Source organism: Saccharopolyspora taberi, assembly GCF_039534165.1.
GTDB lineage: Bacteria > Actinomycetota > Actinomycetes > Mycobacteriales > Pseudonocardiaceae > Saccharopolyspora_D > Saccharopolyspora_D taberi.
In genome coordinates this window covers 48,554-72,207 of sequence record NZ_BAAAUX010000007.1, presented here as the reverse complement: position 1 = coordinate 72,207, position 23,654 = coordinate 48,554, and the positions used below count along the sequence as shown (strand labels likewise).

The following is a 23,654-nucleotide window of genomic DNA, read 5'->3' as shown; positions in this document are numbered from 1 at the left end:
TCAGTTGTCATGTGACAACCATGGGTGAGATCGGTTAACTGGAGTTGACCACCACGACGATCTCGGAAGGTACCCATGACCGGCAACCAGACCTCCGAACTTCCGGTGTTCGACGAGGCGTTCGCGACCGATCCGCACTCGCACTACGCCCGCCTGCGCCCGGAAGCACCAGTGCACCGGATCAGGGCCTACAGCGGCTTCCCGCTCTGGATCGTCACCCGGTACGCCGAAGCGCGGCAGGTGCTGGCCGATCCCCGGTTCGCCAAGAACTTCCAGCGGGTCTCGGACCTGATCGAGTCGCAGTTGCCACCGGACGCCGACGGCCGCAAGTTCAGCGCCGACCTCGGCGCGCACATGCTGAACATGGACCCGCCGGACCACACCCGGCTGCGCAAGCTGGTGGTCAAGGCGTTCACCGCCCGCCGGGTCGAGGCCCTGCGCCCGCGCATCGAGGAGATCACCGCCGAGCTGCTGGACCGGATCGAGGGCAGGCCCGCGGCCGACCTGATCGACGAGTTCGCGTTCCCGCTGCCGATCAAGGTGATCACCGAACTGCTCGGGGTCGACGAGTCGCGCCGGGACGAGTTCCGCGAGTGGTCCAACGTCCTGGTGGACAGCTCCGACCAGCAGGCGATCGAGACCGCGTCGGAGCAGATGAAGGACTACCTCGTCGAGCTGCTCGGCAAGAAGCGCGCCCAGCCCGGCGACGACCTGCTCACGGCGTTGATCGAGGCCGAGGACGACCACGACCGGCTCACCGAGGGCGAGCTGATCGCGATGGTGTTCCTGCTGCTGGTCGCCGGGCACGAGACGACGGTCAACCTCATCGGCAACTGCGTGCTGGCGCTGCTGACCAACCAGGACCAGCTCGCCGCCCTGCGCGCCGATCTCGACCTGGTCGACGGCGCGATCGAGGAGACGCTGCGCTTCGAGAGCCCGGTCATGCAGTCGACCTTCCGGTACACCACCGAGGCCGCCGAGATCGGCGGGGTGGAGATCCCGGCGGACCAGGTGGTGTGGGTGGCGCTGGGTTCGGCGAACCGCGACGGGGAGCGGTTCGAGGACCCGGAGGTCTTCGACATCCGGCGCACCACCACCGGGCACCTGGCCTTCGGGCACGGCATCCACTTCTGCCTGGGCGCCCCGCTGGCGCGGATGGAGGGCCAGATCGCGGTGCGGCGGTTGCTGGAGCGGTTCCCGGACCTGGCGCTGGACGGGCCGGCCGACGACCTGCGCTGGCGGGTCAGCAACCTGATGCGCGGTCTTGAGGAGCTTCCGGTGCGCACCGGCGCGTGACGCGCGCCGGGTTGGTGCTGGCGAGGTTAGCTCTGGCGGGGTCGGTGCTGGCGGGTTTGGTACCGGTGGGATCGGCCCTGGCGGGTTTGGTGCTGGCGGGATCGGCTCTGGCGTGTTTGGTCCTGGCGGGATTGGTACTGGGGAGCCCGGTACCAACCCCGCCAGGACGGCGCTAGCGCCGGACGATGATCGTGTACGGGCCGACCTGGCGCTGCACGAACTCCGGGGAGTCGAACGCGGCCGGGTCGAAGTAGACGTTGTAGTCCCGGACGTTCGGCAGCTGCGGGAAGGCGTCGCCCTTGAGCTGTAGGGCGAACTTGCCCGCGTTCTCCGGCCCGAACTCCTCCGAGGGCGTCCGCAGGACGAACACGTTCGGTGCTTCGAACCGGGAGTGGTCGAGCTGGTGCAGCAGCTCGGAGGAGTCCTTCGCGGTGGTCCAGCGCTGGACCACCGCGGCGCGCTCGTCGTAGTCGGCCAGCGGGTTGGCGTAGTGCGGCGTCTCCTGCTGGAAGCCCCAGTACGGGCGGAAGGACATCATCTTGTAGTCCGTGCTGAGCAGGATGTTCTGCTGCGGCTCGCGGCCGGTGAGCTCGTCGATGGTGGCGAACACCGCGCCCGCCCAGTGCCCCGGCTGGTCCTCCTCGCGCCCGCCCATCGCGTTGTCACCGGTGGGGTAGTAGTCGGCGTAGGCGCGCTCGGTGGAATCCGCCAGCGCGGTCCCGATCGCGCCCTGGGTGAGCGTGACCGCGCCGAGCAGGCCGAGCGCGAAGGAGATCGTGGAGATGCGCAGTGCGTAGGCCGCGTCGAGCCTGCGCCGCAGGAACCCGACCAGCTCCAGCAGCCCGAGCACGCCCGCGGTGGCCAGCACCGCACCGAGGATCACGTTCAGGCGGAACGCCAGCAGCGTCGTCTTGGCGATCAGCGCCAGCGTCGAGAGCCCGAACCAGCAGTAGACCGCGATGACCATCGTCAGCATCGCCGCCGCGATCTCGTTGCGGCGGCAGCGCAGCAGCAGCCACACCAGGCCCGCCAGGCACAGCCCGCCGAACGCGCTCGCGTCGGTCATCGGCGTGGGCAGGAAAGCGCCGTCCGGCGGGAGGTAGTGCAGCGCGGCGCTGCGCGGGTTGTCGAGCAGGAAGTGCGTCGACAGCAGGTACGGCAACCAGACCAGCAGTGCGATCAGGGCGCTGACCACACCGATCGGCAGCAGGCGCAGGAACAGCCCGCGCGCGGTCGGCCACAGCGCGTTTCCCTGGTGCACCCGGAAAACGCCGATGACCACCGCCATCGTCACGATCAGCAGCACGGCGAAACCGAAGTGCAGGGTGTAGGTGATCGCGGCGAAGCCGACGTAGACGCCCACGCAGACCAACGTCCAGCGCGGCGCCCGCTGCTCCCGCCGGAGCGCGTGCCAGGCCAGCACCGCGACCGGGGCCATCCACGCCGCCGACGGCCAGGCGTAGGGCTCCTCGATGCCGTGCAGCATGCCCGCGAGCGTGGTCGCCAGCGCCGCCAGCAACGCGAGCCGCCTGCGCAGCACGATGCTCCACAGCGTGAACGCGACCACCGCGGTCAGCGCGACCCAGGACAACGCGTACGGCTTGTACGCCGCCCAACCCTCCCAGCCGAGGAGGTTGGCGAACCGGCCGCCCAGCCAGAACCAGCCGCCGGGGTAGTACGGCGCGGTGTCGGCGTAGTTCATGTCGGCGAGACCGGGCGTGCTCGCCATCCGCGTCATGTACTGCATGCGGAAGGCGTTGTCCATCGAGGCGCCGCCGTAGTAGAAGCGGGTCGACTGCAACGGGATCGCCAGCGCGAGCGTGGTGAACGCGCTCAGCGCCGCCCACGTCCCGCCCAGCCGCAGCCAGTGCGGCGAACGCCGGTGGCCGAAGGCCAGCAGCAGGAACAGCGCGGTGAGCACCAGGGCGGCGCCGAGGACGGCCAGCGCCTCCGGTGCGAAGCTCGGCTCGCTGATCCCCAGCCGCACCACGGCGAACTGGAGCACCATGCTGATCACGACCGCGACGGCCGAGCCGAGCAGGAGTTCCACGACGGTGCTGCGCAGGGGGAGTCTGACCGCGGAGTCCTGACGTGGTTCGTCGACGGGACCGGGGCCGGTCAGCATGGGGCTCGGCAGAATTCCCGCCACTTCGCTGGTCCTTCGGTGGAGGGGATGGGGGGCCCGCGCAGAATAGTTGATGTGCGTGCGGGCACTCGCGGCCACCGTCGGGCCACCGGCACCGGGGCGCCGACCGCCTCCGCCGCACGGACTAGGGTGGCGGTTCGGCGGAGAGCAGCTGCGAGGGAGGTCGGCAGTGGCGTCTGAGGGACCGGTCGAGCCGCCGGGCACGCGCGCGGAGCCGATCCGCATCCCGCCCGCCGGGGCCGAGGAGTTCCCGGAGTTCCGCAACGAGCGCGCGGTGCCCCGGGTCGTGGTCAAGGCGGACCTGCTGCCAGCGGTGAGCGCGCTGTCGCTGGTCGCGCTGGTCGGGCTGCCGGTGGCCTGGATCTGGTCGCGGCTGGCCCCGGCGGAGAACGCCGTGCTGGGACCGTCCGGCGAGCTCCTGCCGCAGCTGATGGTGGAGAGCTACCACCGCTTCGACGCGCTGGCGATCTTCCTGCTGCTCAACCTCGCGGCCGGGCTGCTGGTCGCGGCCGTGCTGTGGCGGCTGCGCGATCGGCGCGGTCCGGTGTTCCTGGTCGCGGGCGTGCTCGGTGCGCTGGTGGCCGGGTGGCTCGCGGCGAAGATGGGCGCGTCCTTCGCGTCCGGGCTGTACCCGCTGCCGCCGCAGCCGAAGCCCGGAATGGTCGTCGCCGCGGCGCCCGAGGTGGCCACGATGTGGGCGGTCGTCGCCCAGCCGCTGGCGCTGGCGCTGGCGTACGGACTCGCCGCCTCCTGGAACGGCCTCGACGACCTCGGCCGCCGCCTCCGCTGACCTCCTAGGCCAGGGATCGCTGGTAGAGCAGGGTGTCGAGCCAGCGCCCGTGCTTTCGCCCGACCCGGCTCAGACGTCCGGCGGGCGTGAACCCGCAGCGTTCGTGCAGCCGCACCGAGGCCGGGTCGCCGGAGTCCGCGATCACCGCGATGACCTCGCGCACCCCGGTCCGGGCGCATTCGGCGAGCAGCTCCTCCAGCAGTGCCCGGCCCAGGCCCCGGCCGGTCGCCGAGGGCGCGAGGTAGACGGTGTTCTCCACCGTGTGCCGGTAGGCGGGGCGGGTTCGCCAGGGGGAGCAGTACGCGTAGCCGAGGACTTCGCCGCCGTCCTCTGCCACCAGGAACGGCAGGCCACCGGTCGTGATGTTCGCGTGCCGCTCGCGCCAGTCGTCCGGACCGGGCGGTTCGAGCTCGAAGGTCGCGACGCTCGTCGTGACGTAGTGCGCGTAGATCTCCTCGACCTGGTCGAGGTCGCCGGGACCGGCGGGGCGGATCAGGGCCATTGCGGACGCTCAGCCCGCGGGGCGCATGGTGCCGGCCATCCGGTGCAGGGTGTCCGGCGTGATCGCGCCCGGGATGCCCTGGTCGGCCACCGAGATGAACACCACCGAGCCCTGACCGTCGCTGTTGGTCGCCAGGATCGTGACGTGCACGGTCGGCGAGTCGCACGCGCCGGGGGCCGGGTGCGTCACGGTGGCGTTGACCTCCATGGCGGTCCGGCCGCCGTGGATCTGCACCGGGGTCGGCGGGGAGAACTGCGCCTGCGGAGGCTTGCCATCGACGGTGTAGGCCAACTGGACCAGCTTCTGCGCGGTCTCGGTGGCGACGGCGGCGTCGTCCGGGCCCTTGCGCGCGGTGGCGCCCGCGATCGCGCGGAAGCTGCTGGTGTCCTCCCGGCAGAACCCGGGCTGGAAGATCGAGACGCCGCTCATGGTGACCGGGTCGTCGATCGACCCGAAGCCGTGGGTGTTGTCCGGGTTGTCGACCCACCACTCCAGCGGAGCGTCGTAGAGCGCGGAGCGCCGGGGCACCGCGACGGCCTGCCAGCCGGGGACCACCGGCGGACCGCTGACCGGCGGGGCGGGCGGTTCGCTGCTGGTGGTCGCGGGCGGTTTGCTCGTCGGGACCGGTGCGGGCGGGACGGGGGCGGCCTGGTTTCCGCCGGAGTTCACGACCAGCACGACGATCGTGGTGGCGATCGCGATCACCGCCACCGCGGAGATGGCGATCGCCGCGACCAGCGAGCCGCGGGAACCTCGCGACGGCTTCGGCTGCTGCTGGAAGCCGGGTTGCTGGGGGCTGCTGGGGTGCTGGAAGCTGCCGGGCTGCTGGGGGCTGGGCTGTTGGAAACCGCCGGGTTGCTGGAAGCTGCCGGGCTGTTGCTGGGCCGGGAATCCCTCGGGCGCCGACGGCGGCTGCTGGAATCCGCCGGGCTGCTGGAACCCCGGCTGCGCCTGGAATCCGCCGGGCTGGGCCGGAAATCCGCCGGAGGGCTCGGAACCCGTGGGCTGCGCGGGAAACCCGCCGGGTGTCGACGGCTGCTGGGCGGAAAACCCGCCGGAGGGCTGGGATCCGTCGGGCTGTGCCTGGAATCCGCCCGGCTGCGCCTGGAATCCGCCGGGAGACGGTTGCTGCGCGGGAAACCCGCCGGGCGACGGCGGCTGCTGGGCTGATGGCGGCTGCTGGAAGGACCCGAACCCCTGGTACTGCATCCCCGGAGACGGCGACATCCCCGAAGCCGCCCCGGGCGACCCCTCGCCCGGCGCCCCCTGACCCGGCGGATTCCCGCCCGCCTGCGGCGGCTCGCCGCTGTTCGGGTCGTTGCTCGGCTGTCCGTACGGGTTCGCGCCCCAGCCCCCGGGTGTCGACATGGCCGTGATCCTAACGAGTGACCTGGTCGGCGATGTCCCGGGAACTCAGTTCACGCTGCTCCGGGCGGCGAACTCGGTCAGCGGCGCGGGCACCGCGCGCAGCTCGCGCAGGAACTCCGCCTCGCGCAGCATCAGCTTCCGTACCAGTCGCAGCCGCACGAGCGGATCGGTCTCGGCCAGCAGCGCCTGCCGGTCCTCGGTGCTGAGCACGCAGTCCTCGGCCAGCGCGTAGGCCAGCCGGTCGGCGCCGGTGTCGGCGGCGGGAGCCTCGTAGCGGTCACCTCGCAGGCCCGTGCCGTGGTAGCGCTCGTGCGCCGACCGGGCGGCGGTGGCGAGCCGGTCGCGCAGCGGTTCCGAGTCGTCGGCGGGCTCGCTGTCGGGCAGCCACTCCACCCTGGCCATCAGGTACGGCGCGGCCTCGGTGTCGATCTGCAGCAGCCGGAACCGCTGCTCGCCGGTGCTGGTGATGTCGTAGCGCCCCTCGGGCAGCTGCCGCACGTCCTGGAGCAGGGCCGAGCACCCGACGTCGTACATCGAGTCGACGTTGTTCTCGCCGACCTCCCAGCCCTGCCGGATCGCCACCACCCCGAACCGCCGGTCCGGAACCACCTCGTTGACCAGGTCCAGCGTCAGCTGGCGGTAGCGCGGTTCGAAGACGTGCAGCGGCAGCGAGGCGCCGGGCAGCAGCACGGTGCCGAGCGGGAACAGCGGGAGCGTGTCCGTCACGGCCCCAACCTACGTCGGCCGGATCAGTCCTGGCCACCACGGGACGGCGGGCGCAGGACCGCGAAGGGGTCGGTGACCTCCAGGTCCCGGTTGGTGAACCGGAACAGCGCGGGCGGGCGGCCCCCGCTGGGACCGGCGGAGACGGTGCGGCCGGTGGTTTCCAGCACACCCCGGCGGGACAGCACGCGCTGCAGGTTGGTCGCCGAGACCTGGTAGCCGAGCGCGGCCGAGTAGATCCGCCGCAGTTCGGAGACCGTGAACTCGGCGGGGGCCAGGGCGAAGCCGATGTTGGTGTAGGAGAGCTTGGCGCGCAGCCGGTCGCGGGCGGTGAGCGCGATCTCGCCGTGGTCGAAGGCGGTGTCGGGCAGGTCGGCGACCGGGTGCCAGCGGGTGTCGGCGGGCACCTCGGGATCGATGTCGGAGGGGACCAGCCCGAGGAACGCGGTCGCGACCACCCGGCGGCCGGGGAACCGGTCCGGGGCGCTGAACACCGAGATCTGCTCGACGTGGCTGAGCTTGTGCACATCGACCTTCTCGGCCAGCTGGCGCCGGATGGAGGTCTCCACGTCCTCGGTGGCCGCCAGCCGTCCGCCGGGCAGCGCCCAGCGGTGGAGGTGCGGCTGCTGGGCGCGCTGCCAGAGCAGCACCCGCAGGTCGCCGTCGCGCGCCTGGAGCACCGCCCCCAGCACCTCGTGAGCTGCGTCGCCGTTGTCGTCGCTCGTTCGGGTGTTACGATGTGGCACGTTTTCGATTCTAAGGCGAAAACCTCGGGGCCTGGCATCCGGGGTGGATCAGACCCTTCCGGCGGGCACGCGCCGGGGAGGGGGAAGCGCGGGCCGGGTCCTCCCGGACCGCGCGGCCGACTGGTCGCGGGTCTGTCCGCGACGCACGTGAGGAGGACGACATGGCGGCTACCGGACAGGTGCTCGCGGGCACGTCGGAGCGGACCGACGCGGGCTACACCGGGGTGCTCCCGGACGAGCGGTGGGCCGAGGAGGTCCGCCACCTCGCGCGCGAGCGCGACGCCGTGCTGCTGGCGCACAACTACCAGCTGCCCGAGATCCAGGACGTGGCCGACCACACCGGGGACTCGCTGGCGCTGAGCCGGATCGCGGCCGAGAGCAGCGCAAGCACCATCGTGTTCTGCGGGGTGCACTTCATGGCCGAGACCGCCAAGATCCTCAGTCCGGACAAGACCGTGCTGATCCCGGACGAGCGGGCGGGCTGCTCGCTGGCCGACTCGATCACCGCCGAGCAGCTGCGGGAGTGGAAGGCCCAGCACCCGGGCGCGGTCGTGGTGTCCTACGTCAACACCACCGCGGACGTGAAGGCCGAGACCGACATCTGCTGCACCTCCTCCAACGCCGTCGACGTGGTGCGCTCCATCCCGGCCGACCGGGAGGTGCTGTTCTGCCCGGACCAGTTCCTCGGCGCCCACGTCCGGCGCGCGACCGGCCGGGAGAACCTGCACGTCTGGGCCGGCGAGTGCCACGTGCACGCCGGGATCAACGGTCCCGAGCTTGCCTCCCGCGCGGCCGAGAACCCGGACGCGGACCTGTTCATCCACCCCGAGTGCGGCTGCGCGACCTCCGCGCTGTACCTGGCGGGCGAGGGCACGCTGCCCGAGGAACGGGTCAAGATCCTGTCGACCGGCGGGATGCTCGACGCCGCCCGCGAGACCGGGGCCAAGTCGGTGCTGGTGGCCACCGAGGTCGGGATGCTGCACCAGCTGCGCCGGGCCGCGCCGGAGATCGACTTCCGCGCGGTCAACGACCGCGCCTCCTGCCGCTACATGAAGATGATCACCCCGGCGGCGCTGCTGCGCTGCCTGCGGGACGGGGCCGACGAGGTCGACGTGCCCGCCGACGTCGCCGAGCGGGCGCGCGGTTCGGTGGAGCGGATGATCGCCATCGGCAAGCCCGGGGGCGGCGAATGACCTGGGAGTCCGGTGCCGACCTGGTCGTGGTCGGCTCCGGTGTCGCGGGGCTGACCGCCGCGCTGCGGGCGCGGGAACTGGGACTGCGGGTTCTGGTGGTGAGCAAGGACGCCGCCGGTGCGGGCAACACGTCGTGGGCGCAGGGCGGGGTCGCCGTCTTCCGCCCGGACGAGCACGACCCGGCCGACAGCGTCCGCGGTCACGTCGAGGACACCATGACCGCCGGTGCGGGCCTGTGCTCGCGGGCGGCGGTGCGGTCGATCCTCGGCGCGGGCTCCGAGGCGATCGACCGGCTGCGCGCGCTGGGTGCGCTGTTCGACACCGACGCCGACGGCTCGCTGTCGCGCACCCGCGAGGGCGGGCACAGCTCGTTCCGGGTGATCCACGCCGGTGGTGACGCGACCGGGGCCGAGGTGCAGCGGGCGCTGTCGGATGCCGCGCGGGACGGCGGAATTCCGGTGCTGGAGCGGCACTGCGTGGTCGAGCTGCTGCGCGATGACCGGGGCGCGATCGCCGGTGCGGTCGCGCTCGACGCCGAAGGTCGGCAGGGCGTGGTGCACGCGCCCGCGGTGCTGCTCGCGACCGGCGGTCTCGGACAGCTCTACTCGGCCACCTCCAACCCCGACGTCGCCACCGCGGACGGTGTCGCGCTGGCGCTGCGGGCCGGAGCCGTGGTCGCGGACCTGGAGTTCGTGCAGTTCCACCCGACGGTCCTCTACGCGCCGGGCGGTGCGCGCGGGCGCAGGCCGCTGATCACCGAGGCGGTGCGCGGCGAGGGCGCGGTGCTGGTCGACGTCAACGGTGAGCGGGTCATGGCCGGTCAGCACCCGCTGGAGGACCTGGCGCCGCGCGACGTGGTGTCGGCGGCGATCTACCGGCGAGCGGACGAAACCGGTGCCGGGTACGTGTACCTGGACGCCACCGGCATCGGCGCGGGGTTCGCCGAGCGGTTCCCGACGGTTTTCGCGGCCTGCCGCGCGGCCGGGATCGACCCGGTGCGGGAGCCGATCCCGGTGACCAGCGCCGCGCACTACTCCTGCGGCGGAGTTCTGTCCAGTGTGGACGGAAGGACCACGGTGCCGGGCCTCTACGCGGCGGGGGAGGTCGCCTGCACCGGACTGAACGGTGCGAACCGGCTGGCGTCCAACAGCCTGCTGGAGGGGCTGGTCGTCGGCGGCCGGGCCGCCGATGCGGTCGCGCACGACCGGCGGTGCGGGCTGCGGACCCGCAGGTCCAGCCCGGACGTGGCGGGTGCGTCGGCGGCCGTGGTGGACCGCGATCTGCTGCAACGCACGATGAGCCGCGCCGCGGGCATCCGCCGGGAGGCCGAGGCGCTGTCCGAGGCGGCCACGATGCTGGACCGGGCGGGTGCGGTCCGGCCGCTCGACAGCAGGCAGGCGGTCGAGGACTCGTCGCTGGCGCTGACCGCGCAGGCGCTGCTGCTGGCCGCGCAGACCCGCAACGAGTCGCGAGGCTGCCACCGGCGCACGGACTACCCCGACACCGACGACGCGCGCTGGCGGCGCAGCATCGCGCTGCGGCTGGACGTGTCGGGCTGGCTGATCCGGACCGAGCCGGAGCTGATCGGAGGGGTGGCATGATCGCGGGCCTTGGGCCGGCCGAGGCCAAGGCGCTGGTCCGCGCCGCGCTCGACGAGGACCTGCGCTACGGGCCGGATGCGACGACCGAGGCGACGGTGCCCGCCGACGCGGTCGCCGAGGCGGGTTTCAACACCCGGCGCGCGGGCGTGCTGGCGGGTCTGCCGCTGGTCCGCGCGGTGCTGGATGCGGTGCTGGGAGACTACGAGGTCCTGTCCTCGCGCACCGATGGTGACCGGCTGGAACCGGGCGACTGCGCGCTGCGCGTGCGCGCGCGGGTGCGCGGGCTGCTCACGGCGGAGCGCACGGCGCTGAACCTGCTGTGCCACCTGTCCGGCATCGCGACCGCCACGGCGGCGTGGGTGTCGGCGGTGGCGGGCACCGGCTGCCGGATCCGGGACAGCCGCAAGACGCTGCCCGGCCTGCGGCTGCCGCAGAAGTACGCGGTGCGCTGCGGCGGCGGGACCAACCACCGGCTGGGGCTGGGCGACGCGGTGCTGATCAAGGACAACCACGTGGTGGCCGCCGGTTCGGCGGTCGCGGCGGTCCGCGCCTGCCGCGCGCACGCGCCGGGGCTGCCGATGGAGGTCGAGGTGTCCACCCTGGACGAACTCGACGCGGTCCTCGCCGAGGAGGTGGAACTGGTGCTGCTGGACAACTTCACGCCCGAGCAGTGCGCCGAAGCCGTCCGCCGCACGGCTTTGGCGTCGCCGCGGACCGAGCTGGAGGCGTCCGGCGGGCTCACGCTGGAGGTGGCCCGCGCCTACGCCGAGACCGGCGTGCAGTACCTCGCCGTCGGCGGTCTGACGCACTCCTCCCCGGCGCTGGACCTGGGGCTGGACATGTAGGTCATCGCGGTCGCACGAGCCGGGTGCCGCTGCGGAACGTGCGGCGGTACGCGTCGGGCGGCACGCCGACGGCGGTGTTGAAGTGGCGCCGGAGCGTGGTCGCCGTTCCCAGGCCGCAGCTGCGGGCGATCTGCTCGACGCTGTCGTCGGAGGTCTCCAGGAGTTCCTGCGCCCGGCGGATCCGCTGGGCCAGGAGCCACTGGAGGGGGCTGGTTCCGGTGGCGGTGCGGAAGTGCCGCCCGAGGCTGCGCGGGCTCATCCGGGCCTGCCGGGCCAGGTCCGCGGTGGTCAGCGGTTCGTGCAGGCGCTCGACGGCCCAGGCCAGCAGGTCGCTCAACCCGTTGCCGCCCCGGGCGTGCAGCGGTTGGGCGATGAACTGCGCCTGACCACCGGCGCGGTGCGGAGCGACGACGAGCCTGCGGGCGACGGCGTTGGCGACGGCCGCACCGTGATCCTTCCGGACCATGTGCAGGCACAGGTCGATCCCCGCGGCCTGACCGGCCGACGTGAGGATGTCGCCCTCGTCGACGTAGAGCACGCGCGAATCGACCTCGACATCGGGATGCCTGTGAGCCAGCTCGTGGGCGTGCATCCAGTGCGTGGTCGCCCGCCGCCCGTCGAGCAGTCCGGCCGCGGCCAGCACGAAGGCACCGGTGCAGATCGACGCGATGCGCGCGCCGCGCTCGTGGGCCGCGCGCACGGCGTCGACGAGTTCCGGCGGCGGACTGGTCACGACCTGGTCGCAGGCGGGGACGACAACGGTCTGCGCGGTGGCCACTTCTTCGAGGCTGTGCGGGGTTTCCACGCGGAGCCATTCCCCGACGCGGGCGCCGGGGTCGGCGCAGACCGCCAGTTCGTACCAACTGCCCGCCCCTTCCGGGCGGGGCGAGCCGAAGACGGCACAGGGAATGGCGAGCTCGAACAGCGTCGTGCCGTCGGCGACGGCCAGCGCGACCGTGGACATGGCCGGAATTGTACGAACCATGGCGATCTGGTCACTGGTCGCGAGCGCGCGATCTCCCGAACATGGCAGGCATGCGGAAACGGGAGTGGATCGCGGTCGGCCTGGGGGTAGCGGCGGTGGCTTGGGGAGCCAACCAGTTCGCTCCGCTGCTGCTGCTGATGTACCAGACCCGTTCGGACGTCTCGGCACCGATGCTCCAGGCGACTTACGGGCTTTACGCCGTCGGGTTGATCCCCGGGCTTTTCCTCGGTGGACCCGCGTCCGACAAGCACGGTCGCCGCCGACTCGTCGTCGCTGCGCTGGTGACATCGCTGCTCGCGAGCGTGCTGCTGATCATCGGTGGCGAATCGCTGCCGTGGTTGTTCGCCGGCCGCCTGGTCGCGGGCATGGCCAGCGGCGCTGCTTTCAGCGCCGGTACGGCCTGGATCAAGGAGTTGTCCTCCGGTTCCGAACGCGAGCGGAACTCCGGCGCGCGGCGCGCGGCAGTGGCGATGACCGCGGGCTTCGCCGGAGGTCCGCTGGTCGCGGGACTGCTGGCGCAATGGGCGCCTTCGCCGACCGTTTCGGCATACGTGCCACACCTGGCATTGACCGCCCTGGCGATCCCGTTGGTCGCGCGGACCCGGGAAACCCGTCCGGCGAACCTCGACGCAGCACTGTGGACACCCGTGCGGCTGAATCCCGAAGCGGCGCGCCGGTTCCGCGCTGTTGTCGTCCCGCTCGCACCGTGGGTGTTCGGCGCGTCGTCGGTCGGGCTCGCCTACCTGCCCGGGCTCGTCCGCGGTCACCTCGGCGACGGCGCGCTGCTGTTCGGCGCGGTGGTGACCGCGGTGACCATGATCGCGGGGATCGCGGTGCAGCCGCTGGCCCGGCGGGTCGACCGTCCGGCGAAGCCGCACCTCATCGCCACCTCGCTGGGGATCGTGGCACTGGGTTTGCTGCTCAGCGCCGGCGCGGTGGCCGTGTCGCAGCCGGTCCTGGTCGCAGTGGGGTCGGCGGTGCTGGGAGCGGGTTACGGGTGTTGTCTCGTGTGCGGCCTGATCGAGGTGCAACGGATGGCGGGCGCCGACGACCTCGCCCGGCTCACCGCAGCGTTCCAGGCCCTGGCCTACCTCGGATTCGGCGTTCCGTACCTGCTGGCCGTTCTGGAAAGCCGGCTTCCGGCGCCGGTCCTGCTGGTGGGCCTGGCCGCGCTCGCCGTGCTCACCCTGCTGTGGACCGCTTGGAAGGGCGCGAAACGCGGTGCGCCGGATCGAAGTCCTGTGCGAACGGCAAGATGCGCGGCATGCAACTGAGCGAACGCGCCAAGTCACCGTCACCGCTGCTCGACGGGATCTTCCTGGCCCGGCGGCCGACCGGCCCGGTCCTGGCGCTGGTCGTGCTGCTCGGGTGCCTGTTCGTCGGGCAGGCGGTGGCGCTGCTCGTCCTGGCGCTGGTCACCGGCGCCGGGGCGGGGCTGCTCGAACCGCGGCTGGCGCTGGCCGACCAGATGGTGCTGATGCTGGCCTTCGGCGGCACGACGGCGTTGCTGTGGCTGTGGATCCGGTTCAGGGAGGGCCGCCCCTTCGGCAGCGTCGGGTTCCTGCCCGCGAGCCGCGTTCCCCAGCGCCTGGCCCTGGGCGCTGCCGGTGCCGCGGTGGCGCTGTCGATCCCGGTGCTGGCCAACGTCGTGAGTGGACAGTTCACGATGGACGGTCCGGTTCCCGCGCAGGCGGCCGGGGTGCTGCTGGCGCTGGCCGGGTTCGCGGTGCAGGCCAGCACCGAGGAGATCGTCACCCGCGGCTACCTGCTCCAGACCACCTACCGGAAGTGGGGCCTGACCGCCGCGGTCGTCGTCCAGGCGGTCGTGTTCACCGCGCTGCACGGCGCGAACGCCGGGGTCGGGGTCGTCCCGGGCCTGAACCTGGCGCTGATCTCGCTGCTGCTGGTGTTCTGGGCGCTGGCCGAGGGCGGGCTGTGGGGCGTGTGCGCGTTCCACGCGGTCTGGAACTGGTTCCAGGGCAACGTCTTCGGCGTCGAGGTCTCCGGCATGAACCTGCGGACCACGCTGTTCGACGCCGAGGTGGCCACCGGCAGCACGTCGCTGCTGACCGGCGGCCAGTTCGGCGTCGAGGGCAGCCTGATCACCAGCGCCGTGCTCGCCGTCGGGGTCGCGCTCGCGGTCATCGCCTACCGGCGGACCGTCAGAACCGCCGGTTGAGCAGGACCGGCACCGCGCGCCGGGCCTCCCGCACCGCGTCCGGGTCGAGGTCGACGACGAGGACGTCCGGCTCGGCGCCCAGCTGCGCGTGCACCGCGCCCAGCGGGGTGGCGACCGTGCTGAAGCCGACCCCGGTCGGCGCCTTGCCGCTGGGCTCGCGGCCGACGCTGCGCGGGTCGGCCTGGCCGCAGGCCACCACCCACGACGTGGAGTCCAGCGCGCGGGCGCGCACCAGCAGCTCCCACTGCTCGCGCTTGCCCTCGCCCGCGCCCCAGGACGCGGAGGTGACGATCACCGACGCGCCCTGGTCGGCCAGCGCCGTGTACAGGCCGGGGAACCGGACGTCGTAGCAGGTGGCGAAGCCGACCGTGGTCCCGCCGAGCCGGACGGTCAGCGGCCGGTCGCCGGGCGCGACGTTCCGCGACTCCTCGAAGCCGAAGGCGTCGAAGAGGTGGATCTTGTCGTAGTGCTCGTCGAGGCCGCGGCCGGTGACCAGCAGCGTGTTGCCGACCCGGCCGTCGTCGGCAGGCGTGAACATGCCGGCCACCACGGCGATGCCTGCCTCGTCGGCCAGCCTCCGCACCTCTCCCGCCCAGGGCCCGTCGAGCGGTTCGGCCAGCGGCCCGAGCTTCACGCCGAAGCACGCCATCGTGGCTTCCGGGAACACCGCCAGCTCCGCACCGGCCTCGGCGGCGCGGCGCACGCCGTCGGCGACCAGCTCCAGGTTCGCCTTCGGGTCGGGGGTGGAGACGATCTGGCACAGTGCGATCCGCATCAGCGGTTCCGCCCTTCTGCGTCGACTGCTGTATACGAACAATATGCAAGACTGCGGTCGCGGTGCACGGCCGAGATCAGGAGGAGCCCCCGGATGACCTCGGGACGGCAGCTCGCCTACGACCACCTCAAGGAGGTGGTCCTGGGCGACCCCTCGATGCAGGGGCGGTTCGTCAACGAGCAGGCCCTGGCCGACGAGATCGGCGTCTCGCGCACCCCGATCCGGGAGGCGTTGCTGCTGCTCGCGGCGGAGGAACTGGTGCAGCTCGTGCCCAAGCGCGGCGCCTACGTCCCGCCGGTCGGCGGCAAGGAGATCCGGGAGCTGTTCGAGGTCCGCGGCATGATCGAGTGCTACGCGGCGCGCCGGGCGCTGGAGCTGGCGGCGGTTCCGCTGGAGCGCATGCGTGCCGAACTCGAGGGGCAGCGCGCGCTCCGGGCTGCCGACGACCCGCACGAGTTCATCGACCGGGACCACGCCTTCCACGCGGCGCTCGTGCACGCGGTGGGCAACGAGATGCTGGACCGGAGCTACGACGGGCTGCGCGCGCGGCAGATCCGGGCCGGTGTCGTCGCGCTGTTCCGCGCCGCCGACCGCCGGGAGGCGGTGCTGGCCGAGCACGAGGCGATCATCGAGGCGCTGGCTTCCGGCGACGCCGAGGCGAGCGCGAAGGCGATCACCGCGCACCTGGAGGAGACCCAGCGCGTGCTGCTGAAGGGCTGAGCGCGACCCGAAGGTGCCTGTAATGCAACCAACCCATTGTTGAGAAGCACTTGCAACAGCACCTAAGGTGCTTGAGTGCTCAATCGTCGAGGACTCCTCATCGCCGCCCCGGCCGCCCTGGCGCTGCTGGGCGCGTGCACCGCTCCAACGACCCCCGGTGCGAGTTCGGACCCCGGCTCGATGCTGCTCGCCGACGGTTACGAGCCGGAGAGCCTGAACCCGCTGCTGGGCTACGGCGAGGAAGGCGCGGCGAAGTTCTACGACGGACTGCTCGCCTTCGACGGCACCAGCAGCCTGCGCCCCGCGCTGGCCGCCGAACCGCCGCAGTCCACTTCGGACGCCAAGTCCTGGACGGTCCGGCTGCGCGAGGGCGTGACCTTCCACGACGGCACCCCGTTCGACGCCAACGACGTCGTGGCGACCTACCGCGCGGCCATCGATCCGGCTTACGCCGCAACGATTTCCTCCGACTTCTCGATGCTCGCCAACGTGACGGCCCTCGACCCGCGCACGGTCCGCTTCGACCTGAACATCCCGTACTCGGCGTGGCCGTCGAAGCTCGTGCTGGGCATCGTCCCCGCCGAGAAGCTGGCCCAGCCCGCTTCGCTGGAGAGCTCCGAGCTCAACACCAAGCCCGTCGGCACCGGCCCGTACCGGCTGGTCGAGTGGCGGCAGGGCGACCAGATGACCTGGGAGGCCAACCCGGCGTACTGGGCCGGCCCGCCCGCGGTCGGCAAGGTCACGGTCGTGTTCGCCAAGGACGACAACACCCGCGCCCAGCGCCTCCAGTCCGGCGAGTTCGACGGCACCGTGCTCCCGCCGGTGCTCGCGCAGAGCGTCGGCCGGGACGGCTACCGGACCGTGCACCACCGCACGGCCGACTTCCGCACGATCGCGCTGCCCAACGAGCACCCGGTCGCCGGTGACCGGGCGGTGCGGCTCGCGCTCAACCACGCCGTCGACCGCGAGGGCATGATCCAGGCACTGCTCGGCGGGCACGGCACGCCCGCGTACGCGCCGGTCCCGGAGTCGATGGGCGCCTACCACGAGCCCGCCGCGCGGTTCGGCTTCGACCGGGCCAGGGCGGCGAAGATCCTCGACGACGCGGGCTGGACCGCCGGACCGGACGGGATCCGCCAGCGCGGCGGGCAGCGCGCGAAGTTCACCGTCATGTACTTCGCCGACGACAGCCTGCGCAAGGACCTCGCCCGCGCCTTCGCCTCCGACGCCAAGGCCGTCGGCATCGAGGTCGAGCTGGCCGGTGTGGACCGCTCCGCGGTCGCCGGGCGGATCGCCACCGACGGGATCGTGCTCGGCGGCGGCAACCCGATCGACCCCGACCCGCAGATGTACTCCGCGCTGCACTCGTCGGTGATCGGCACCGGCACGTACAACAACCCCGGCCGCTACCGCAACGCCGAGGTCGACGCCGCGCTCGACAGCGGGCGGCAGAACACCGATCCCGCCGCCAGGGCGGAGTCCTACAAGCGGGCGCAGCGCGCCTACGTCGCCGATCCCGGCCAGGTGTACCTGGCGTTCGTCGACCACAGCTACGTGATGCGCGACGGGAAGTGGGACGGCTACCAGCCGCCGGTCGAGCCGCACACCCACGGCACGACCTGGGGCCCGTGGTGGAACCTCGAAGCCTGGAAACCGAAGCCGTGAGCCGTGCCATCACGCGCCTGGTCCTGCACAGGCTCGGCTTCGCGGTGCCCGTGCTGGCGGTGGTGGCGGTCGGGGTGTTCCTGCTCGCGGCGGCGTCCCCGTTCGACCCGGTCCACCAGTACTACGGAGTGGAACTGTTCAGCGCCTCGGCCGCCGACGTCGCCCGGGTGCGCGCTGAGCTCGGGCTCGACGACCCGGTGCTGGTGCAGTTCTGGCGCTGGCTGACCGGAGTTCTGCAAGGCGATCTCGGAAACTCCCGCTCGCTGCGCCAGCCGGTCGCGCAGGTCCTCGCCGAGCGGCTGCCGTGGACGCTGCTGCTGGCCGCCACCGGGCTCGCGCTGGCCGTGCTGATCGCGCTGGTGCTGGGCACGGTCGCGGCCTGGCGGCAGGGCGGCTGGACCGACCGGCTGGTCACCGCGATCGGGCACGCGCTGGAGGGCGTACCGCCGTTCGTGCTGGCGCTGCTGGCGATCGCGGTGTTCGCGCTCGGCCTCGGCTGGCTGCCGGTCGCCGGGCTGACCGACGCGGGCAGCGCGCTGACCTCCGGCCAGATCGCCGAACACCTCGCGCTTCCCGCGCTGGTGCTGGGGATCTCACAGTCGCCGTGGCTGGTGCTGCACGTCCGGCAGTCGATGCTGGCCTCGCTCGCCGAGGACCACGTCACCGGCGCGCGGGCGCGCGGGCTCGGCGAGCGCGCGGTGGTCCTCCGGCACGCGCTGCCGACCGCGCTGCTGCCGTTCGTGACGCTGATCGGTGCCCGGGTGCCGGAGCTGGTGACCGGTGCGGTGCTGGTCGAGGAGGTCTTCTCCTGGCCCGGCGTCGCCGCCGCCGTGGTCACCGCGGCCACCGCCGTCGACTACCCGCTGCTGGCGATCCTGACGCTGACCGCGACCGCCGCCGTGCTGCTCGGCTCGCTGTGCGCCGACATCGCCGCGATCGCGCTCGACCCGAGGGTGGCCGCCGATGGCTGATCACGATCTTGGACGGGCGAGCGCCCAGGCCACCTGGATCCCCGCGGGCCGCAGGCGCGCGGGCACGCCGCGCGGGCGCACGACCTCCGGGTACGGGCGGCTGCGGTGGTCGGCGGCGACCCTGGCCGCGCTGGTGCTCGGGGCGCTGGTCGTGCCCGCGGTGCTCGGCGGCGGCGACCTCGTCGACTACGACTCGGTCCGGCTGGCGCCGAGCCCGGCGCACCCGTTCGGCACCGACTCCGGCGGCCGGGACCTGCTCGTGCAGTCGCTGGCCGGGCTGCGGATCTCGTTGCTGGTGGCCGCGGTCAGCGCGGTGGTGTCCACAGTGCTCGGATCGCTGGTCGGCGCGGTCGCGGGCGCGGTCGGCGGCTGGACCGACCGGCTGCTGATGCGCGCGGTCGACACCGTCAACTCGGTGCCGCACCTGCTGCTGGGCATCGTGATCGTCGCGCTGTACCGGGGAAGCCTCGGCGCGGTCATGCTCTCGATCGCGCTCACGCACTGGACGACCGTCGCGCGGATCGTCCGCGCGGAAGTGCTGTCGCTGCGCGAACGCCCCTACATCGACGCCGCCGTCGCGGGCGGCTCGACGCGGATGCGGATCCTGCGCAGGCACCTGCTGCCCGCGGTCGTGCCGCAGGCCGCGCTCTCGGCGGTGCTGCTGGTGCCGCACGCGGTGTGGCACGAGACCGCGCTGAGCTTCCTCGGGCTCGGGCTGCCGCCGCACCTGGCCAGCATCGGCAACATCCTCGGCGACGGCCGGGAGGCGGTGCTGCTGGGCGCGTGGTGGATCGTCGCGTTCCCGTCGCTGCTGCTGGTGGCCACCACGCTGGCGGTGTCCGGGCTGGCCGCGACCTGGCGGGACCGGGTCGTCCCCCGCCGCAGATCGGAGTTGGCGCTGTGAGCGTTGGTGCTGGGAATGTTGGTGCTGTGAGCGTTGGTTCTGGCAGCACCGGGAGCCTGCTGGAACTGGACCGGCTGTCGGTGCGCTTCCTGCTCGGCAGGCGCGGCGAGGTCCGCGCGGTCACCGACGCGTCGCTGCGCCTGGAGCGCGGCCGGGTGCTGGCGCTGGTCGGGGAGTCCGGCTGCGGGAAGTCGGTGCTGGCCTCGGCGCTGCTCGGGCTGCTCCCGGCCAACGCGCAGGTCCGCGGCCGGGCGGTGACCGGCGACGTCGAGCTGCTGTCGGCGCCGGAGCAGGTGCTGGCCGAGCGGGTGCGCGGGCGGCGGATCGGGCTGGTGCCGCAGTCGGCGGGCACGCACTTGACCCCGGTGCGCACCGCGCGCAGCCAGCTCGTCGAAGCGATCCGCGCGCTGGGCTCGGGCGCGGGCCCCGACGAGCTCGCCGAACGCGTCGGCCTGCGCCCGGACGAGCTCGACCACTACCCGCACGAGCTGTCCGGCGGCATGGCGCAGCGGGTCGCGATCGCGCTGGCGCTGGCGGGCGATCCACCGGTGCTGCTGGCTGACGAACCGACCACCGGACTGGATCGCCCACTGGTCCACAGGACGGTGGACCTCCTGGCCGAGACCGCGGCCGACGACCGCGCGGTACTGCTGATCACCCACGACCTGACCGCGGCCAAGCGGGTCGCCACCGATGTCGCGGTGATGTACGCGAGCCGGATCGTCGAGGCCGGGCCCGCCGAGGAGGTCTTCGCCGATCCCTGGCACCCGTACACCGCGGGTCTGCTCGGCGCGCTGCCGGAGGGCGGCTTCGAGCCGATCCCGGGTCATCCGCCCGCCCTGACCGAACTCGACCGCCTCGAACGGGAATGGGGTTGCGTGTTCTGCCAGCGCTGTCCGTCCGGCTCCTGCACGGGAGATCCGGAACTGCGAGCCCACGGCGACCGCTGGGTCGCCGCGCACCCGCCGTGCTGACCGGGACCGGCCTGGTCGCCGGATACCGCAGGGGAGTGCCGGTGCTCGACGGCGTCGACATCGAGATCGCGCCGGGCGAGGTCGTCGGCCTGTCGGGGCCGAGCGGCTGCGGCAAGTCGACGCTGGCCCGGGTGCTGGCGCTGCTCCAGCGCCCGTGGGCCGGGCAGGTCGCGGTGGACGGCGCGCCGGTCACCGGGTTCCGCCACTCCGCACCGCGCGAGCAGCGCACCGCGATCGGTGTGGTCTTCCAGCAGCCGCGCCCGGCGGTCGACCCGCGGTTCACGCTGCGCGAGATCGTGGCCGAGCCGCTGCGCGCCACCGGGACGGCGGACCGGGTCGCCGAGCTCGCGGACCTGGTCGGGCTGACCGAGGAGCTGCTCGGGCGCAGGCCGCACGAGGTCAGCGACGGCCAGTTGCAGCGCGCCTGCCTGGCCCGCGCGCTCGCGCTGCGCCCGCGCTACCTGATCTGCGACGAGATGACCGCGATGCTCGACGCCTCCACCACGGCATCCCTCGTCCGGGTGGTCGAGGACCGGGTGGCGGCGGACCGGACCGGGGTGCTGGCCATCAGCCACGACGACGGCCTGCTGGAACGCTGGGCGCGGCGGACCGTGCGGCTCGGATCTCGCTGAGGCGTTGTGACAAGGTTGGAACCGCCGGTCGCACGCCATGCGTCCGAGGGACCGACCCGACGAGCAGGGGAGAGATCGTGAGCGAGGGCGAAGGCACCACGTTCATGCAGTGGCGCGAGCGCGCGCAGAGCGAGGTCGCGCAGGAACGGCCGAAGCTGCGGGGGGTGATGATCACGGCGGCGGCCGTGGTCGTCATCGGCATCGTGGTGGGAGCCGTGGTTCTGCTGATGTCGTGACGCGGAGCGCGGATTGGCTCGCCCGGGGCGGCCGGCGTGTCCTGTGTGGACGGACCGCTCGGCCGGGGCCAATCCGCGCGGCCCGAAGCGGTCCTGCCGCTTCGGAGTCCCATGCGTCGGAAAAGGACTGGCCTCCCCGAACGGCCGACTCACTCCGCGGACTCAATCCGCAGGCTCAACCCGGGTGATCAACACCCGGGCGATCCGTCGGCCGTCCATCGCCCGCACGGTGAACCGGTGCCCCAGCGCCTCCACGAAGTCGCCCTCGACCGGCATCCTCCCGAGGCCGTTGAGCACGAATCCCGCGAGCGTGTCGAACGGGCCCTCCGGCAGCTCGATCCCGGTCTGCTCCTCCACCTCGCTGCGGTGCAGCAGCCCGTCGACCTCCTGCGTCCCCGCGGGCGACGGCCGCGCCGGGACCGCTCCGGCGTCGTACTCGTCCCAGATCTCGCCGACGACCTCCTCCACCAGGTCCTCGACGGTCACGATGCCCGCCGTCCCGCCGTACTCGTCGACCACCACCGCCAGGTGCCCGCCGCGCCGCCGCATCACCGTCAGCGCGGCCAGCACCGGTTTGCTCGCGGGCAGCGCGGTCACCGGCCGGGCCAGCTCGCCGATGGTCGAAACCTCCGCGGCGCCCTTGGTCAGCAGGTCGCGGACGTGGACGAACCCGACGACGTCGTCGGCGGTGTCGCGGATGACCGGGTACCGCGAGTGCGGCTTGTCCGAGACCTCCTCCACCGCGTCGGCCAGCGACATCGTGCGGTCCAGGAAGTCCACCTCGGTGCGCGGGACCATCACCTCGCTGAGCACCCGGTCGGCCGCGCTGAACGCGTCGTCGAGCAGCTTGCGCTCCTCGACGGTCAGCTGCTCGCTGGTGCGCACCATGTCCCGCAGCTCCTCCTGGCTGACCTCCTGCTGGTGGGAACCCGGGTCGATGCCCAGCAGCCGCACCACGCCGTCGGTCGACTTCGACAGCAGCCAGATCAGCGGCCTGCACACCGTGGCCAGGCCGTCGAGCACTCCGGCGGTGGCCAGCGAGACCCGCTCGGTGCGTTGCAGCGCCAAGCGCTTGGGCACCAGCTCGCCGAGGACCAGCGACAGGTAGGAAACCAGCAGCGTCACCAGCACCAGCGAGACGGTCGCGGCCAGCGCGGCGGGCAGCCCCCAGCCCTCCAGCCCGGGTTGCAGCCGGACCGCGATGGTGGCGCCGCCGTAGCTGGAGGCGAAGAACCCGGCGAAGGTGACGCCGATCTGCACCGCCGACAGGAACCGGTTGGAGTCCGACCGCAGCCGGGCCACCCGCGCACCGCCGCGCCCGTGCTCGGCGAGCTTGCGCACCTGCCCCTCGCGCAGCGACACCAGTGCGATCTCGGCGGCGGCGAAGTACCCGCCGACGAGCACGAACAACAGCACCAGACCGAGGTTGAACACCACACTGTCCACCTGCGGATTCTCACATCCCAGGGCACCGGAGACCGGCTGTCGGGCCGGGTGCTCCGGGAAAGCGGAAGGCCCGGGGCCGCGTCGGCAACCCCGGGCCTCCTCGCCCCAGCGCCAGGCGGATCAGGCGCCGGCCTCGCGGAGCAGGATGTCCACGGCCGCGTCGTTGCGGGTGGTCTCCTTCTCGATGACCTCGTCGTCCGGGTAGAACCCGTCGATGCCGCCGCCGTTGGACGGGAACATCTCGAAGGTGAACGAGAAGATCTTGTGCTTGCCCCACATCCAGTCGGTGGTGTCGCCGTCGGTGACGTAGAGGTCGCTCGACTGCTGCGGGGTGTAGCCGTTGGTCTGCGCCATCTCGCCGCCGACCTTGGCGAACCGGTCGTACTCCTCCTGCGTCATGCCGTCGGTGACGTCGTCGCTGGTGTGCCCGAAGGGCCACAGGACCAGCTCGGAGTAGGTGTGCCAGTCGATGTGGGCCCTGATCTGCTGCTGGCCGTTGACCACGCGGGAGTCGACCCACTTCTGCAGCGCCGCGACCTCGGGCGCCGAGGCGGCGTGCGGACCGTGATAGTCCTCGGCGTTCGGGTCGTCGCTGGAACCGCCGCAGCAGTTCCACTTGTAGTCGAAGTTGCGGTTGGTGTCGGTGCCGGTGTCCTGCCGGTTCTTCCGCCAGCCCTGGTACTGGCCGGACTCGACGTCGTAGATCGAGCCGTCCGGGTTGGTCACCGGGACGACCCAGATCTCGCGGTTGTCGACCATGTCCTTGACGGCCGGGTCGTTGGCGTATCCGTCGGTGAAGCGGTTGACGATCCGCAGGCACATCTCGGTGGTCAGGTGCTCACGAGCGTGCTGGTTGCAGTTGAACAGCACCTCGGGCTCGTCCTCGTCCTGCGCGACGTTGTCGCTGATCTTGAGCAGCGGGATGTCCCGGCCCTCGAAGGACTTGCCGACGCTGGA

23 protein-coding genes are annotated in these 23,654 nt (G+C 72.6%); 14 read left to right on the top strand and 9 right to left on the bottom strand.

What is annotated here, in order from left to right:
- Positions 1-75: 75 nt before the first annotated feature.
- On the top strand, positions 76-1,296 hold the full coding sequence (locus ABD691_RS07440; protein ID WP_344678712.1) for a cytochrome P450 family protein: 1,221 nt from the start codon (positions 76-78) through the stop codon (positions 1,294-1,296).
- A gap of 172 nt (positions 1,297-1,468) precedes the next feature.
- Here ABD691_RS07440 and ABD691_RS07435 read toward each other — a convergent pair whose 3' ends face one another.
- Entirely contained in the window at positions 1,469-3,445 is a 1,977-nt protein-coding gene (locus tag ABD691_RS07435) for an arabinofuranosyltransferase (RefSeq protein ID WP_344678711.1), read from the bottom strand.
- A 166-nt stretch (positions 3,446-3,611) separates the two neighbouring features.
- Between ABD691_RS07435 and ABD691_RS07430 the strand changes: the two genes are divergently transcribed.
- Entirely contained in the window at positions 3,612-4,232 is a 621-nt protein-coding gene (locus ABD691_RS07430) for a DUF2567 domain-containing protein (RefSeq protein WP_344678710.1), read from the top strand.
- Between the two features lie 4 nt (positions 4,233-4,236).
- Here the strand turns inward: ABD691_RS07430 and ABD691_RS07425 are convergent, their stop codons facing one another.
- The 4 genes from ABD691_RS07425 to ABD691_RS07410 are packed head-to-tail and all read right to left on the bottom strand — an operon-like array spanning position 4,237 to position 7,517.
- Positions 4,237-4,734 (bottom strand): GNAT family N-acetyltransferase, encoded by a 498-nt coding sequence (locus ABD691_RS07425; RefSeq protein ID WP_344678709.1) that lies wholly within the window; start codon positions 4,732-4,734, stop codon positions 4,237-4,239.
- A 9-nt stretch (positions 4,735-4,743) separates the two neighbouring features.
- Positions 4,744-6,102: a DUF8017 domain-containing protein gene (locus ABD691_RS07420; RefSeq protein WP_344678708.1), complete on the bottom strand. Its 1,359-nt coding sequence runs from the start codon at positions 6,100-6,102 to the stop codon at positions 4,744-4,746.
- A 45-nt stretch (positions 6,103-6,147) separates the two neighbouring features.
- Positions 6,148-6,828 carry an LON peptidase substrate-binding domain-containing protein gene (locus ABD691_RS07415; RefSeq protein ID WP_344678707.1) on the bottom strand — a complete coding sequence of 227 codons (681 nt, stop codon included), beginning with the start codon at positions 6,826-6,828 and terminating at the stop codon, positions 6,148-6,150.
- A 23-nt stretch (positions 6,829-6,851) separates the two neighbouring features.
- Positions 6,852-7,517, bottom strand: a complete 666-nt coding sequence (locus ABD691_RS07410) for an NUDIX hydrolase (RefSeq protein ID WP_344678816.1) — start codon at positions 7,515-7,517, stop codon at positions 6,852-6,854.
- A gap of 215 nt (positions 7,518-7,732) precedes the next feature.
- On the opposite strand from ABD691_RS07410, the gene nadA reads away from it, so the two are divergent.
- Genes nadA through nadC form a run of 3 tightly spaced genes read left to right on the top strand, consistent with a single transcriptional unit; the run spans position 7,733 to position 11,210 of the window.
- Positions 7,733-8,764 (top strand): quinolinate synthase NadA, encoded by a 1,032-nt coding sequence (gene nadA, locus ABD691_RS07405; protein ID WP_344678706.1) that lies wholly within the window; start codon positions 7,733-7,735, stop codon positions 8,762-8,764.
- Complete coding sequence (locus ABD691_RS07400; RefSeq protein ID WP_344678705.1) at positions 8,761-10,365, top strand: L-aspartate oxidase; 1,605 nt, start codon at positions 8,761-8,763, stop codon at positions 10,363-10,365. Before nadA ends, ABD691_RS07400 begins: the two co-directional genes overlap by 4 nt.
- Entirely contained in the window at positions 10,362-11,210 is an 849-nt protein-coding gene (nadC, locus tag ABD691_RS07395; RefSeq protein WP_344678704.1) for a carboxylating nicotinate-nucleotide diphosphorylase, read from the top strand. The genes ABD691_RS07400 and nadC overlap by 4 nt, the downstream gene beginning before the upstream one ends.
- Position 11,211: 1 nt before the next feature.
- Here nadC and ABD691_RS07390 read toward each other — a convergent pair whose 3' ends face one another.
- Positions 11,212-12,174, bottom strand: a complete 963-nt coding sequence (locus ABD691_RS07390) for a helix-turn-helix domain-containing protein (protein ID WP_344678703.1) — start codon at positions 12,172-12,174, stop codon at positions 11,212-11,214.
- Between the two features lie 71 nt (positions 12,175-12,245).
- Here ABD691_RS07390 and ABD691_RS07385 point away from each other — a divergent pair, with 71 nt between their 5' ends.
- The gene (locus tag ABD691_RS07385; protein ID WP_344678702.1) at positions 12,246-13,469 is read left to right on the top strand and encodes an MFS transporter; all 1,224 of its coding nucleotides are present in this window, start codon (positions 12,246-12,248) and stop codon (positions 13,467-13,469) included.
- Positions 13,460-14,374: a CPBP family glutamic-type intramembrane protease gene (locus ABD691_RS07380; protein WP_344678701.1), complete on the top strand. Its 915-nt coding sequence runs from the start codon at positions 13,460-13,462 to the stop codon at positions 14,372-14,374. The genes ABD691_RS07385 and ABD691_RS07380 overlap by 10 nt, the downstream gene beginning before the upstream one ends.
- Here ABD691_RS07380 and ABD691_RS07375 read toward each other — a convergent pair.
- Positions 14,358-15,149: a carbon-nitrogen hydrolase family protein gene (locus tag ABD691_RS07375; RefSeq protein WP_344678700.1), complete on the bottom strand. Its 792-nt coding sequence runs from the start codon at positions 15,147-15,149 to the stop codon at positions 14,358-14,360. The genes ABD691_RS07380 and ABD691_RS07375 overlap by 17 nt on opposite strands.
- A gap of 93 nt (positions 15,150-15,242) precedes the next feature.
- On the opposite strand from ABD691_RS07375, the gene ABD691_RS07370 reads away from it, so the two are divergent.
- From ABD691_RS07370 to ABD691_RS07340, 7 genes are all read left to right on the top strand, one after another.
- Entirely contained in the window at positions 15,243-15,869 is a 627-nt protein-coding gene (locus ABD691_RS07370; protein WP_344678698.1) for a GntR family transcriptional regulator, read from the top strand.
- A gap of 75 nt (positions 15,870-15,944) precedes the next feature.
- Complete coding sequence (locus ABD691_RS07365) at positions 15,945-17,534, top strand: ABC transporter substrate-binding protein (RefSeq protein ID WP_344678697.1); 1,590 nt, start codon at positions 15,945-15,947, stop codon at positions 17,532-17,534.
- Positions 17,531-18,505, top strand: coding sequence for an ABC transporter permease (locus ABD691_RS07360; protein WP_344678696.1), 975 nt, complete (start codon positions 17,531-17,533; stop codon positions 18,503-18,505). The genes ABD691_RS07365 and ABD691_RS07360 overlap by 4 nt, the downstream gene beginning before the upstream one ends.
- Entirely contained in the window at positions 18,498-19,409 is a 912-nt protein-coding gene (locus ABD691_RS07355; protein WP_344678695.1) for an ABC transporter permease, read from the top strand. The genes ABD691_RS07360 and ABD691_RS07355 overlap by 8 nt, the downstream gene beginning before the upstream one ends.
- A 26-nt stretch (positions 19,410-19,435) precedes the next feature.
- Positions 19,436-20,383 carry an ABC transporter ATP-binding protein gene (locus ABD691_RS07350; protein ID WP_344678694.1) on the top strand — a complete coding sequence of 316 codons (948 nt, stop codon included), beginning with the start codon at positions 19,436-19,438 and terminating at the stop codon, positions 20,381-20,383.
- A complete protein-coding gene (locus tag ABD691_RS07345) occupies positions 20,377-21,015 on the top strand; it encodes an ABC transporter ATP-binding protein (protein WP_344678693.1) in 639 nt (212 codons plus the stop codon). Before ABD691_RS07350 ends, ABD691_RS07345 begins: the two co-directional genes overlap by 7 nt.
- A gap of 77 nt (positions 21,016-21,092) precedes the next feature.
- Entirely contained in the window at positions 21,093-21,251 is a 159-nt protein-coding gene (locus ABD691_RS07340; protein ID WP_344678692.1) for a hypothetical protein, read from the top strand.
- Positions 21,252-21,413: 162 nt separating this feature from the next.
- Here ABD691_RS07340 and ABD691_RS07335 read toward each other — a convergent pair whose 3' ends face one another.
- Positions 21,414-22,697 (bottom strand): hemolysin family protein, encoded by a 1,284-nt coding sequence (locus ABD691_RS07335; protein ID WP_344678691.1) that lies wholly within the window; start codon positions 22,695-22,697, stop codon positions 21,414-21,416.
- Between the two features lie 120 nt (positions 22,698-22,817).
- On the bottom strand, positions 22,818-23,654 hold an 837-nt coding region (locus tag ABD691_RS07330), incomplete at its 5' end, for a M14 family metallopeptidase (RefSeq protein ID WP_344678690.1).

What these genes read in the sequence shown, in the direction of transcription:
- ABD691_RS07425 (WP_344678709.1), bottom strand. Translation starts at nt 4,734, where the DNA reads ATGGCCCTGATCCGCCCCGCCGGTCCCGGCGACCTCGACCAGGTCGAG.
- ABD691_RS07385 (WP_344678702.1), top strand. Translation starts at nt 12,246, where the DNA reads ATGCGGAAACGGGAGTGGATCGCGGTCGGCCTGGGGGTAGCGGCGGTG.
- ABD691_RS07375 (WP_344678700.1), bottom strand. Translation starts at nt 15,149, where the DNA reads ATGCGGATCGCACTGTGCCAGATCGTCTCCACCCCCGACCCGAAGGCG.
- nadC (WP_344678704.1), top strand. Translation starts at nt 10,362, where the DNA reads ATGATCGCGGGCCTTGGGCCGGCCGAGGCCAAGGCGCTGGTCCGCGCC.
- nadA (WP_344678706.1), top strand. Translation starts at nt 7,733, where the DNA reads ATGGCGGCTACCGGACAGGTGCTCGCGGGCACGTCGGAGCGGACCGAC.
- ABD691_RS07355 (WP_344678695.1), top strand. Translation starts at nt 18,498, where the DNA reads ATGGCTGATCACGATCTTGGACGGGCGAGCGCCCAGGCCACCTGGATC.
- ABD691_RS07440 (WP_344678712.1), top strand. Translation starts at nt 76, where the DNA reads ATGACCGGCAACCAGACCTCCGAACTTCCGGTGTTCGACGAGGCGTTC.
- ABD691_RS07370 (WP_344678698.1), top strand. Translation starts at nt 15,243, where the DNA reads ATGACCTCGGGACGGCAGCTCGCCTACGACCACCTCAAGGAGGTGGTC.
- ABD691_RS07390 (WP_344678703.1), bottom strand. Translation starts at nt 12,174, where the DNA reads ATGTCCACGGTCGCGCTGGCCGTCGCCGACGGCACGACGCTGTTCGAG.
- ABD691_RS07400 (WP_344678705.1), top strand. Translation starts at nt 8,761, where the DNA reads ATGACCTGGGAGTCCGGTGCCGACCTGGTCGTGGTCGGCTCCGGTGTC.
- ABD691_RS07380 (WP_344678701.1), top strand. Translation starts at nt 13,460, where the DNA reads ATGCAACTGAGCGAACGCGCCAAGTCACCGTCACCGCTGCTCGACGGG.
- ABD691_RS07420 (WP_344678708.1), bottom strand. Translation starts at nt 6,102, where the DNA reads ATGTCGACACCCGGGGGCTGGGGCGCGAACCCGTACGGACAGCCGAGC.